Source organism: Halobacillus sp. ABA4_118 (assembly GCF_056160205.1).
The window spans coordinates 15,998-28,774 of the sequence record NZ_JBSWWS010000002.1; the positions used below are offsets into that span (position 1 = coordinate 15,998).

General features: G+C 48.1%; 13 protein-coding genes and 1 pseudogene. 13 read left to right on the top strand and 1 reads right to left on the bottom strand.

Features of this window, described 5'->3' with window-relative positions:
* The first annotated feature begins 25 nt into the window (after positions 1-25).
* Both ACXAGL_RS19760 and ACXAGL_RS19765 read left to right on the top strand, forming a co-directional pair.
* Positions 26-976 carry an aromatic acid exporter family protein gene (locus tag ACXAGL_RS19760; RefSeq protein ID WP_027955466.1) on the top strand — a complete coding sequence of 317 codons (951 nt, stop codon included), beginning with the start codon at positions 26-28 and terminating at the stop codon, positions 974-976.
* A 45-nt stretch (positions 977-1,021) separates the two neighbouring features.
* On the top strand, positions 1,022-1,534 hold the full coding sequence (locus ACXAGL_RS19765; protein ID WP_474971249.1) for a L,D-transpeptidase: 513 nt from the start codon (positions 1,022-1,024) through the stop codon (positions 1,532-1,534).
* Positions 1,535-1,580: 46 nt separating this feature from the next.
* Here the strand turns inward: ACXAGL_RS19765 and prli42 are convergent, their stop codons facing one another.
* Positions 1,581-1,697: a stressosome-associated protein Prli42 gene (gene prli42, locus ACXAGL_RS19770; protein WP_242520466.1), complete on the bottom strand. Its 117-nt coding sequence runs from the start codon at positions 1,695-1,697 to the stop codon at positions 1,581-1,583.
* A 174-nt stretch (positions 1,698-1,871) separates the two neighbouring features.
* On the opposite strand from prli42, the gene ACXAGL_RS19775 reads away from it, so the two are divergent.
* The 11 genes and pseudogenes from ACXAGL_RS19775 to ACXAGL_RS19825 all read left to right on the top strand — a co-directional run.
* The gene (locus tag ACXAGL_RS19775) at positions 1,872-3,527 is read left to right on the top strand and encodes an acyl-CoA mutase large subunit family protein (protein WP_474992472.1); all 1,656 of its coding nucleotides are present in this window, start codon (positions 1,872-1,874) and stop codon (positions 3,525-3,527) included.
* A gap of 16 nt (positions 3,528-3,543) precedes the next feature.
* Entirely contained in the window at positions 3,544-4,356 is an 813-nt protein-coding gene (mce, locus tag ACXAGL_RS19780; protein WP_474968938.1) for a methylmalonyl-CoA epimerase, read from the top strand.
* A 2-nt stretch (positions 4,357-4,358) separates the two neighbouring features.
* On the top strand, positions 4,359-5,906 hold the full coding sequence (locus ACXAGL_RS19785) for an acyl-CoA carboxylase subunit beta (protein WP_474992474.1): 1,548 nt from the start codon (positions 4,359-4,361) through the stop codon (positions 5,904-5,906).
* Positions 5,907-5,975: 69 nt separating this feature from the next.
* Complete coding sequence (locus tag ACXAGL_RS19790) at positions 5,976-7,100, top strand: M20/M25/M40 family metallo-hydrolase (RefSeq protein ID WP_206935097.1); 1,125 nt, start codon at positions 5,976-5,978, stop codon at positions 7,098-7,100.
* A gap of 186 nt (positions 7,101-7,286) precedes the next feature.
* Positions 7,287-8,534, top strand: coding sequence for a DNA polymerase IV (locus tag ACXAGL_RS19795; protein ID WP_474992476.1), 1,248 nt, complete (start codon positions 7,287-7,289; stop codon positions 8,532-8,534).
* A gap of 58 nt (positions 8,535-8,592) precedes the next feature.
* The gene (locus tag ACXAGL_RS19800; RefSeq protein ID WP_084163123.1) at positions 8,593-8,721 is read left to right on the top strand and encodes a YpzI family protein; all 129 of its coding nucleotides are present in this window, start codon (positions 8,593-8,595) and stop codon (positions 8,719-8,721) included.
* 14 nt (positions 8,722-8,735) lie between these two features.
* Positions 8,736-8,888, top strand: a complete 153-nt coding sequence (locus ACXAGL_RS19805; RefSeq protein WP_027955473.1) for a small acid-soluble spore protein P — start codon at positions 8,736-8,738, stop codon at positions 8,886-8,888.
* A gap of 93 nt (positions 8,889-8,981) precedes the next feature.
* On the top strand, positions 8,982-9,206 hold the full coding sequence (locus tag ACXAGL_RS19810; RefSeq protein WP_474992477.1) for a DUF3892 domain-containing protein: 225 nt from the start codon (positions 8,982-8,984) through the stop codon (positions 9,204-9,206).
* 198 nt (positions 9,207-9,404) lie between these two features.
* Positions 9,405-10,106, top strand: coding sequence for an ABC transporter ATP-binding protein (locus tag ACXAGL_RS19815; RefSeq protein WP_474992478.1), 702 nt, complete (start codon positions 9,405-9,407; stop codon positions 10,104-10,106).
* Complete coding sequence (locus ACXAGL_RS19820) at positions 10,103-12,346, top strand: ABC transporter permease (protein ID WP_474992479.1); 2,244 nt, start codon at positions 10,103-10,105, stop codon at positions 12,344-12,346. The genes ACXAGL_RS19815 and ACXAGL_RS19820 overlap by 4 nt, the downstream gene beginning before the upstream one ends.
* Before the next feature lie 72 nt (positions 12,347-12,418).
* Positions 12,419-12,616, top strand: a pseudogene (locus ACXAGL_RS19825) (IS1595 family transposase); the annotation flags it as partial.
* Positions 12,617-12,777 lie beyond the last annotated feature (161 nt).

The window sequence follows — 12,777 nt, forward strand, 5'->3', positions numbered from 1 at the left end:
AGGAAGAGAAAGGATTAGACAGACATTGAAGATAGGATACCGTACCATTAAGACAGCGTTAGGCACCCCTTTTGCCATCTGGGTGGCCCAGATGCTGCAGCTGGAAAACTTTGCATCAGCAGGAATCCTGACGATTCTCTGCATCCAGATTACGAGGAAGCGGTCATTTTTAAGTGCATGGCACCGTTTTTCAGCATGTATTGTAGCTATGGTTTTTTCGTTCGCCTTTTTTGAGCTGATCGGATATAACCCGCTGGCTATCGGGATCATGCTGTTTGCCTTTATCCCTGTGACCGTCTGGCTGAACATTACACCTGGTATTGTGACGAGTTCAGTCATCATTCTCCATTTATACGGCTCAGGCAGTATAGGCTGGGAGATCATTATAAATGAAGTGATCCTGATTACTGTAGGAATCGGTACGGCCCTGCTGCTGAATTTATACATGCCGAGTCTGGAAAATAAACTGGGGGAATACCGGAGTCAGGTCGAGCATAACTTTTCCCTGATCATGAAAGAGCTTGCTACGTTTTTAAGAGATGGAGACAATGACTGGACAGGACATGAGCTTACAGAAACAGCGGCACTGCTTGAAAAAGCCAAATCCTTATCCTACAGGGACGTAGAAAACCACCTGCTTCGGACTCATAACCATTTTTATCATTACTTTCACATGCGGACCAAACAGTTTGAGTTATTGGAGCGGATGCTTCCGCTTGTGAGCCGGATTTCCACCTCGAATATGCACAGCTCTAAAATCGCGGATTTCTTTGATGATTTAGCCGGGGCGATTCATCCTGGTAATACTGCGGTCATTTACCTGCAGCGGTTCAAAGAGATGAAGGAGGAGTTCAGGGAAGATGATCTTCCACAGACGCGCGAGGAATTTGAGATGCGTGCCAGTCTTTTTCACCTGCTTAATGAGATTGAGGAATATTTAATCATTAAACGGTCATTTAAGAAGAGTGACGTATAAAGGACATGAGGGCGGGGAAACTTGAATTAAAAAGAAGGGATATACATGACATTCTTTTTTCTTGTCCTCACCGGCCTCCAGCTGCTGCTTCCCGCGTCTGCTGAAGAGCCTGTCGTCCTTGTCAACAAAGCCGTACACGAACTTGTGGTCTATGAGGACGGGGAGCAGACATTCCAAGCTTCTGCGGCTGTCGGTAAAACCGATGAACTCACACCGGAAGGACTATTCGTGATTAAAGTAAAAGCCGTAGATCCGTATTATCGAAAAAACAATATTCCAGGCGGCGTTCCGGAAAATCCTCTGGGAAGCCGCTGGATCGGGTTTGATGCAGAGGGAACAGACGGCCGGATTTACGGCATCCACGGCACGAATCAGCCGGAGTCGGTCGGAACCTCTGCTTCGGCAGGGTGTATCAGACTGAAAAATAACGACGTGGAAACCTTATACACGATGATTGAAGAAGAGATGGACGTTTGGATCGTGGACGATCCGGACGTATCAATGGAAGATTTATATGAACAGTGGCTGAAAAAGAAATGGCAGCAGTTTCTGAATTAAAAAAGCCGGGAAGGGTGGAGAACCACCTTGCCCGGCTTTTTCTCTTTTATAGGAAGAAGCTCGCTCCCGCCAGTACCGTAGAGAGAACCATGGAGAGAATCATAATATAAATAACGATTTTCATGCGGCGCTCCCGCTTTGAGCGTTTTTTCGTTTCAGCCAAGGTTGGTAACCTCCTTCTCAGTCGTTCCTGTTCAATATTCTACCGAAAAAAAAGAAAATGGACAAGGGGACGTTTGGATTCACAATTTGTTGTGAATTATGTTAATTTTTAGATAGGTAAGCGCTTCATTTCTGGTATGCTAGAAGAGAATAGACGAAAGAGGAGGCTTTTCCAATGACCCTGTCATCCAATGGACAACATTTCAAGCAGGAATGGGAGAAGAATGTAGAAAAAACCATGCAGCGTTTCCCAGAGCGCCGTCATTCTTTTCATACGAGTTCGGATATTCCTGTGGATCGTCTCTACACACCCGAATCATTAAGTGAAAATTACATAAACCAAATCGGTTTTCCAGGGCAGTATCCATATACGCGAGGGATTCAGCCGACGATGTTCCGATCCCGGTACTGGACGATGCGCCAGTATGCCGGTTTTGGTTCAGCAGAAGAGACGAACGAGCGTTTCCGTTACCTGCTGAAGCAGGGCCAGACAGGCTTATCCGTCGCCTTTGATCTGCCGACACAGATCGGCTATGACTCAGACGACCCCATGGCTGAAGGGGAAGTCGGCAAAGTCGGTGTAGCGATTGATTCACTGAAAGATATGGAGCAGCTGTTCCATGAAATTCCACTCGATCAAGTGAGCACCTCCATGACGATAAACGCGCCCGCAGGCATTCTCCTTGCGATGTACATTGCGGTAGGGGAGAAGCAGGGCGTGCCGAGGGAAAAGCTGACCGGTACGATTCAAAACGATATTTTGAAGGAGTACATTGCCAGAGGGACGTATATTTATCCTCCAAAACCATCCATGCGGCTCATCACAGATATTTTTGCCTACTGTCAAGAGCACCTGCCTAAATTCAACACCATCAGCATATCCGGCTATCATATCCGTGAAGCAGGATCGACCGCTGTACAGGAAGTCGCTTTTACGATCGCCAACGGCATGGCTTATGTAGATGCTGCCATTGAAGCAGGGTTGAAGGTGGATCAATTTGCTCCCCGCCTGGCCTTCTTCTTTAATGCCCACAATCAGTTTTTTGAAGAAGCAGCCAAATTCAGGGCAGCACGCCGGATGTGGGCTAAAATCATGAAAGAGCACTACAAAGCGGAGGATCCAAAGAGCTGGAAAATGCGTTTCCACACCCAGACAGGTGGAAGTACGCTGACGGCCCAGCAGCCGGATAATAATATTGTCCGCGTAACGATGCAGGCGCTGGCCGCTGTATTAGGAGGCACCCAGAGTCTTCATACCAATTCCAGGGATGAGGCGCTGGCGCTCCCGACAGAGGATTCTGCGAGAATTGCTCTCCGGACACAGCAGATTATTGCCAATGAGAGTGGTGTCGCTGACACAGTCGATCCGCTTGCTGGGTCGTACTATGTCGAGTCCTTGACCGACCAGATTGAAAAAGAGGCCGGTGCATACCTGGAACGGATCAGTGAATTCGGCGGGGCTGTTCAGGCTGTAGAAAAGGGCTACATGCAGCGGGAAATCCATCAGGCAGCCTACGAGGCGCAGAAGCGGATGGAATCCAAAGAGGATATCGTTGTCGGCATGAACGAGTATCAGGTGGATGAAGAAATCCATGCGGATCTTTTGAAAGTGGATGAAGCCCTTGAAAAAGGACAGATAGAAAAAACAACGCAGGTAAGAGAGCAGAGAAATCAGGAAGTCGTCGATCGCTGCCTTCAGGAACTCCGCAACGCAGCAGCGGAGCAGGACAATGTCATGCCTCCGATCGTCAGGGCTGTCCAGGCTTATGCCACAGTCGGGGAAATTGCCAACGTCCTGCGTGATGAATTCGGTGAATATACAGCGATGTAGAAAGGGATGAGTCAGTATGAAGCCAATTCGAGTACTTATAGCTAAACCAGGGCTGGATGGGCATGACCGCGGCGCTTTAATCATCGCCCAGGCTCTCCGGGACCACGGAATGGAAGTCATCTATACAGGTCTGAGACAGTCTGCGGTGCAGATTGCCCGGGCTGCCGTGCAGGAGGATGTCGATGTCGTCGGTTTATCTTCGTTATCCGGAGCGCACAAATCCTTGTTTCCAAAAGTAGTGGAAGCTCTCAAAAAGGAAGGGGCCGATGACATCCCTGTCATCGGTGGAGGAGTCATTCCGGCTGAGGATATTCCTTATCTGGAAGGAAAAGGGGTCCACAAAATTTTCACCAGCGGATCGCCGACAGACGCTATTGCCGTTTATATTAAGCAGCTGATCCATCAGGAAACGATCAGCACTCCAAAGAAAATTGCCCACATCGGGATTGCAGTGGAAAGCATTGATGCTGCGCTTCCTTTTTATCAGCATACGCTGGGTATGGAACTGGAAGCTGTAGAGGACGTAGAATCGGAGCATGTTCGTGCTGCTTTTTTAAGAATTGGTGAGACGAAGCTGGAGCTTTTGGAGCCTCTGAATGAAACCTCCGCCATCGCTTCCTTTTTGGAGAAAAGAGGCAGTGGGATCCATCACATCGCCTTGGAAGTCGATGATCTGCATAAACGCCTTCAGCAATACAAGGAACAGGGAATCCGAATGATTCATGAAGAGCCGAAAACGGGTGCTCATCAGGCCGATATTGCCTTTATGCATCCGAAAGCTTCCGGCGGTGTTCTTTATGAACTCTGGCAGCCAGGGAAGGGGGAGTAGACATGGATATTTTCGATAAAATCAACGAATTATACGATAAGCGCAGAGAGGTTGAACTCGGCGGCGGGGACGAACGCATCGATAAGCAGCACGAAAAAGGGAAATGGACGGCCCGTGAACGGATCGATCACCTTTTGGATGAGGGTAGTTTCATTGAGCTGAACCCTTTCATAGAGCATCGTCATGATGCCTTCGGGATGGACGGCAAAACAGCCCCGGGAGAAGGGGTAGTCACAGGATACGGGAAAATTGATGGGAGAAGTGTGTATCTTTTTGCCCAGGATTTCACAGTGTATGGCGGAGCATTGGGGGAGATGCATGCAAAGAAAATTGCTGCCGTCATGGATCTGGCTGCCAAGAACGGAACGCCTTTCATCGGTTTGAATGACTCGGGAGGAGCGAGAATCCAGGAGGGGGTTTCATCTCTGGATGGATATGGGCAGGTGTTTTACCGCAATTCGATCTATTCAGGAGTCATCCCGCAGATTTCAGTCATTATGGGACCGTGTGCAGGTGGAGCGGTCTATTCACCGGCCATCACCGATTTCGTCATCATGGTGGAAAAGACGTCCCAGATGTTCATTACGGGACCGAAAGTCATAGAGACGGTCACGGGAGAACAAATATCCGCTGAGGATCTCGGAGGCGCCGGCGTTCACAATACGCTCAGTGGAAATGCCCATATGAAGACAACGGATGAAGCGGAGGCCCTGGATGCTGTACGGATGCTCATCAGTTATCTTCCTCAGAATAACGAAGAGAAAACACCAATGATCCAGGAAGAAACGAGGGATCATTTCCGTCCGGACCTGACCGATAAGATTCCTTTTGATCCCATCCGTCCTTATGATGTCCGCGTCATTATTGATGAAGTGGTGGACGAGTCGTCATTCTTTGAAATTCAAAAAGACTTTGCCAAAAACATTGTCGTTGGTTTTGCCCGTATGGACGGCAGGGCTGTCGGCCTTGTCTGCAATCAGCCGAAATATATGGCCGGCGGGCTGGATATCGACTCCAGCGATAAAGCCGCACGATTTATCCGTACGTGCGATTCGTTCAATATCCCTATTATTACGTTTGAGGATGTAACCGGATTTTTCCCTGGTATTAAACAGGAACACGGGGGAATCATACGACACGGAGCAAAAATTCTTTATGCCTATTCAGAAGCTACGGTGCCCAAACTTACAGTGATCACCCGAAAGGCGTATGGCGGGGCCTATGTGGCGCTGAACAGTAAGTCTATAGGAGCGGATCTTGTCTACGCCTGGCCGAACGCTGAAATTGCGGTCATGGGGCCTGAAGGAGCCGCCAACATCATTTTCGCCAAGGAGATCAAGGAAAGTGCCCAGCCTAAAGAAACGAGGCAGAATAAGATCAATGAATACCGCGAACGTTTTGCCAACCCATACGTTGCTGCAGGTCTCGGGATGATCGATGATGTCATCGATCCACGGGAAACGCGGAGCACACTCGTAAAGGCTTTGGATATGCTGCAGGACAAGCGGGAGGAACGTCCTTATAAAAAGCATGGAAATATTCCTCTTTAATTGACATGATTCTTTCGTTCCGCTAACGTACAAAGAGGAATGTGGTTACATATGAAGGAGGAAATATCCATGGCAGAAATCAACAAACAGCGCTTGCTGGACGAATTTTTAGAACTCGTCCAAATTGATTCCGAAACAACGCAGGAAGCAGAGATTTCCAAAGTACTCAAGAAGAAATTCACGGACCTCGGACTTGAAGTACTGGAAGATGAGGCGGCTTCCGCGACAGGTCACGGAGCCAACAACCTGATCTGTAATCTCAAAGGCTCGAAAGATGGAGCCGATACGATTTACTTCACTTCGCATATGGATACCGTCGTGCCAGGGAACGGCGTGAAACCCTCCATCGAGGACGGGTATGTCGTCACGGACGGAACGACGATTCTCGGTGCGGATGACAAAGCAGGGATTGCTGCCATCCTTGAGGCTATCCGTTCTCTGAAAGAGCAGAGCGTAGAGCATGGAGATATCCAATTCGTTATTACAGTCGGAGAAGAGAGCGGCCTTGTCGGTGCGAAAGCTCTGGACAGTTCGCTCCTGAAAGCGAAATACGGCTATGCGATTGACAGTGACGGGCAGGTTGGAAATATTGTCGTAGCGGCTCCGACACAGGCGAAAATCAATGCTGTCGTCAAAGGCAGAACGGCTCATGCCGGTGTAGCTCCTGAAAAAGGGGTTTCAGCGATCACGCTGGCGTCACGCGCCATCGCAAAAATGCCTCTGGGACGTATTGATGAGGAAACGACAGCGAATATCGGACGCTTTGAAGGTGGTCAGAAAACCAACATCGTATGCGATCATGCCGAAATTCTCGCTGAAGCCCGCTCGCTCGACCCTGCGAAAATGGAAGAGCAGGTCGAGAAAATGAAACAGGCATTTTATGAAACAGCAGAAGAAATGGGTGGAGAAGTGGACTTGGATATCCAGGTCATGTACCCGGGCTATAAGCAGGAGGCTGGTGACGAAGTGGTCGAAGTGGCCCGCTCGGCAGCCAAACGGATCGGCCGGGAAAGCGAACTGCTCCGCAGCGGCGGCGGCAGTGATGCCAACGTGATTGCCGGCCATGGAGTTCCGACGGTGAACTTGAGCGTCGGTTACGAAGAAATCCATACGACCAATGAGCGCATCCCTGTAGCTGAACTTGAAAAAATTGCCGAATTTATTACAGCTATTGCTGAAGAAGCGGCATCTTAACGAAGAGGGAGAGTCCCTTCTTCTATACAAAACCCGTACGGTGTATCTCAAGCGCCGTGCGGGTTTTTATTTCGGCTGTTTTTTCACTTGAATGATGCAGCCTTTTCCAGTGCGAGCAGTCCGCACCATACATCCCGTGGTCTATGCTATAATAAAAGAACAAATGTTCTAATGGAGGAAAGACGTATGGCTTCAAAGTGGTATCCAAAAAAAGGGCGGGTCATTTTTCATGTGGATATGAACAGCTTCTATGCTTCAGTGGAAGCTGCCTTTGATCCCAGCTTAAAAGGGAAGCCTTTAGCTATTGCCGGCAATCCGGAAGAACGACGCGGGATCATCGTGACGAGCAGCTATGAAGCAAGAAAATACGGAGTGAAAACGACCATGCCGCTTGGAGAAGCGCGAAGACTCTGTCCGGACCTGATGGTGATGCGGCCGAATTTTGAACGCTACCGCACAGCATCCAAAGAGATGTTCAAAATTCTCGCCGATGTGACCTCTCTCGTCCAACCTGTCTCCATTGATGAAGGCTACATGGACATTACCGACTGTTCCGACCAAGGTTCTCCTCCTGAAATTGCAGAACGCATTCAGCAGCGGATCGCCGAAGAGCTTGATCTTCCATGCAGTATCGGGATTGCTCCGAATAAATTTCTGGCAAAAATGGCTTCCGATATGAAGAAACCCATGGGGATAACCATTTTAAGAAAAAGGGATCTCGAGCGTACGCTTTGGAAGCTTCCGATTGAAGACATGCACGGCGTGGGATCCAAAACAGCAGAGAAGTTAAGAAAAATTGGGATCGAAACGATCGGCGGACTTGCTTTGCATTCCGTCATAGAACTGAAAGGGATCCTCGGTATCAATGGAGAGCGTCTGCAGAACAGAGCCAACGGAATGGACGACAGACTGGTGGACCCTGAAGCTGTGCATGATTTCAAAAGTATCGGCACTTCCACAACGCTTCCTCATGACACGACGGACGAGGATGAAATCCAAACCGTCCTGCGCCGGCTTTCCAATAAGGTTGCTGCGAGGATGAACGGGAAAAAGGTCCTTGCCAGGAACGTGCAGCTCATGATCCGGTATCATGACCGGAAAACGGTGACGAGGAGCCGCCAGCTTCAGGAATTTATCAGTAAACCCGATGAACTGTTCCAACACAGCATCCAGCTTTTTGACCAGCACTGGAACCAGGACCCTGTCCGGCTTCTCGGTGTAACTGCCGGTGACCTCGCAGAAAAATCCGAGGTCACCCAGCAGCTTGATCTATTCAATTATGAACAGTATGCCGGTAAGGAAAAATTGTATAAAACCATTGATACACTCACAGAGAAATACGGGAAAAACCCTTTCCGCACGTTGACGAATCCGGATGAAACCAAAGTATCCACCAGCTTTCAAAAAGACTTTCTGGATGATTATAAAAAGTGATTCCCAGGCATGACTCCGCTTTTTTGTTTCATACTAAACAGGAAGGGAGGAAGGAATCATGGGTAGAGATCGACAAGAAAAGAAATTGAAAAAGTCCGGAAAGGTCCAGTCCGACCGTGATCAGAGCCTCAGTTATCCAGGGGCGACGATGATGGAGGGGCCGGAGCCTGCTCGAAAACGCAGATAAGGAGGCGGTTTCTAATGGGTGGACGCCGCATGGGACCCAAACAACAAACACGTCCGGACATTCCTCTCGGTCCGGATCAGGCATATGGCGAAAAGGCGCAGGGCTCACACAAAGCCAAGCAGGCCCGTCATTCCCGTCAAAAACAAAAAACATCGCACGATATGTAATCAAAAGCAGCCGGAAGCGGCTGCTTTTTCCATTCTTTGCTGTTCATAGCCTCAACGCTTCAGGGGATTCTATAAGGGAGGAGGTTGAGAACTATGCCGGAACGAATTGTCGCTGTAAAAAAGAACGGTCAGGGAAGCATTGTTGAGATGCAGCTGGCGTCAGGGCGTGTGGTCGAATATAAGCAGGCCCACGAAATGGCGCGCATCGGTGAGTTGGAACACGTGAACCTGATTCGTGGTAAGGATGGGGAAGACCATCTGCGCAGTGAGCCGGATGGCATACAATCCAACAACCTGGACAACCTTCCCTCTTTCTAAGGAAAACCGGGCAGAGCATACAAAGCTCTGTCCGGTTTTTTTGTATGTAAACAGTAAACAAATCAGATGGATGTGATAAAAATGAAATAATATCATATAAATATTACAAAAGTAGTTGACTTTTTTTAGGGGTGTTGTAAACTTAAAATGAAATATAAAACATAAAATATTACAAAACTTTTTAATGGGGATGATGAAATGGCGATCTTCGCAGAAAAGGTTACAAAAACGTATCAAAGCGGAGAGGTGATGGTTAAGGCGCTGCGTGAGGCGAGTCTGACTGTACCGGACAAAAAGATTGTCACAATTCTAGGACCTTCCGGATCGGGTAAATCCACACTTTTGAACGTGATCGGCGGCATCGACCGCTATGACGAAGGACAGATTGTAGTGGATGGCCGGACGCTTGATGAATTGAAGGACAAACAGCTGACGGAATATCGAAGAAAAAATATTGGGTTCATTTTCCAACAGTATAACCTTATTCCCACTCTTACTGTTGAGGAAAATGTAGAAGTCGGCCGGGAGTTGAGCAGTAATCCGCTTTCTATGGAGGATACGCTGAGAAAAGTGGGAATGCTTGATAAAAAAGATAAATTCCCCTCTCAATTGAGTGGTGGAGAGCAGCAGCGTGTGGCCATCGCCCGTGCATTAATTAAAAATCCCAACATCCTGTTATGTGATGAGCCTACGGGGGCCCTGGATGAGGATACGGGTAAGAATATTTTGAAGCTGCTGAAATACGTGAACGAAACGTACGGAACGACCGTACTCATCATTACTCATAACCAGGGAATCGGAGAGATGGCCCATCAGGTGATCCGGATGAGCAGCGGGGAAATCGTAGAGACGTTTGAAAACGAGACACTGGTGGACCCTGAGCAGGTGACGTGGTCATGATTTTAAAAAAATCGATGATCCGTACACTGAAAGAGAAGAAATTTCAATATGCCGGTGTCATTTTGCTCCTCCTGCTGGCTGTTACACTGTATGTCTCTTTGTCGATGGCTGTGACGACGTTGGAAGAGCGGAACGCCAGGTTTACCGAAGATTATAAACAGGAGACCTTCCATTTCGTACCTTCTGAGCCGGTGGACTCCTCCAAGCTGCAGGAGTGGGAGGAGGAGTTTGGTGTCACCCTTGAGGCCAGGTCCTATTATGATGCTGATGTAGACGGTTCAGTGCTCAGGGTCTTTTCACAAACAGAAGAAATCAACCTTCCTTATCTATCCGAGGGTTCGAACCCGACAGACGACAGTGAAATCGCTGTTTCCTCCGTTTTTGCTGAAAAAAATGATTTGCATATCGGTGATGAGGTGGAAATCAGCGGAGAACGGATGGAAGTGACAGGATTTGTTTATCTTCCTGACTATATTTACATGATTGAACAATTGACGGATTTGATCAGCGATGCGGAGAAATTCGGTATAGCCATAGCCTCAGAGCGTGTCATGGATCAATGGTCGTCCCTGTCCCAGACAGAAATCACGGGATGGTCCAGTGATGGAGAGGTTCCTGATGGTTTCATGGAGGCTGTCCGTGCGGAGACGACCATTCTGCAATTTGTAGAAGCCGGTGACAACCCCCGGATTCAGTTCGTGGATACAGAAATTGAAGGCGCAAAAAGTATGAACAATACACTCCCGCTCTTCATTCTGGCTCTTGCTGCAGCGATGGTCCTTCTTTTAATGAGACGCCGGATTGATATGCAGCGCAAGGAAATCGGGACGCTGCTGGCGCTTGGCTACCGGAGGAATGAACTGCTTCGGCATTACCTCGGCTATGCGTGGGTCATCGGCCTAAGTGGTACGGTTCTCGGACTGGCAGCGGGTGCCGCCTTATCCGTTCCGTTATCTAATCTATATGCAAACTATTTCAATCTACCTGCCTTATCTATGTTCGATTTTAATCCGATGGTGCTCATCATTGGTCTGATTATTCCTCTGGTGCTCATGCTCTCATTGACAGGGTGGGGGATTCACAGGGCTTTAAAAGTCGATCCTTTGACACTTCTGCGCCCGAAAGAAGTGACGGTCGGCAGGAAATCGTGGCTGGAGCGTCTTCCGTTATTGAACAAAGGCAGCTTTATTCAACGGTTCCGACTGCGTCTCCTTGTCCGTAACAAAGCGAGGAGTCTTTATATCTTCCTTGGTGTCATGTTTTCAACCGTTTTACTGCTGTTTGGTTTTATTACGTTCAACAGTATGGATCAACTGGTGGAAACGACGTATGAGGACATTATGACCTACGACTATGCGGTTTATTATCAGTCCTTACAAACGGAAGAACCAGCCGATGGTTCCTCACCTTTTACCGTCGGCGAAGTGAATGTAAAAGGTGAGGATGCAAAATTAACGGGGTATGGAATCGAAACAAACACCCCTTATATCCATCTTCTTTCTGACGAGGAAAAACTCAACTCCGAACTTAAGGAAGGTGCTGTTCTGAGTACACCAGCTGTGGCGGTCCTTGGTGTCGGGGCAGGGGAAGACATCACGCTTACCAACTCCTTAAATGACGAGGAAATGACCGTCCAGGTGGCAGGAGTGGCTGATGTGTATATTGGCAGTCAGATCTACCTGCCCCGGGAGGCCTTTAACGAATTTCTCGGCTATCCCGGTGATGCTTACAGTGCCATCTGGCAGGCTGAAGCACCGGAACGGGGGCCGGATGTTTATCAAATTGAAGATAAGCAGAAGGTGATTGACAGTTTTGAAGCGACATCCGGAGCTACACGGTCATCGGTAATCGGAATGTCTGTTTTTGCTGTCGTCATCAGTGTCATCGTTCTTACGCTGCTGACGAATTTGATTGTGGAGGAAAATTCGCCTTCCATCTCCTTGTTCAAGGTCATGGGCTATCACAACAGTGAAGTATCCAAGCTTGTTCTTAGTGTTTATACACCTGTTGTGATGCTCTCTTATTTGATTTCAATACCTCTGGCAGGTTTGGCGCTTGGACAGTTGATGAACTCCCTCGTAGAGCAGACAGGATTCATTCTTCCGACAGATGTATCCTTGTGGATGGCAGCTGCAGGATTTGTCGTCATTATGCTGACCTATGCACTCTCGATTGCTCTTTCCAAACGGAAGTTGAAACAAGTCTCCCTGCAGGAAGCTTTGAAAAAACAACAGGATTAATAGAAAAAAAGACACTCATGAAAAACGGAGTGTCTTTTTTTATTGGCTCTGCTGAAGTTTAATGTGGATATTATATACCGCATGCGCCATCTTCATCGCTGGATGAAGTTTATCGAATGTATGATAGAGGGTTATTCGCTCCGTAAAGCAGCCAAGTTGATGGGAGACGTTACCCACGTAACCCTGTTCTATTGGAGGCACAAGCTTCTTTCGGCATTAAAACAGATGGAAAGTTCAACATTCCAGGGTATCGTTGAAATGGACGACACCTAATTCCTGTACCTTACCTTGTTTCAGGTGTTAGAGAGTATCCATCATCAGCGGAATGAAATGACGACGAATGTGGTTAAAAGGAATTTATATCTAATCGTTGAAACCCAGGAAACCCTTAGATTATCTACATTACTGTTGTAACCATTGAATCTTGCTGC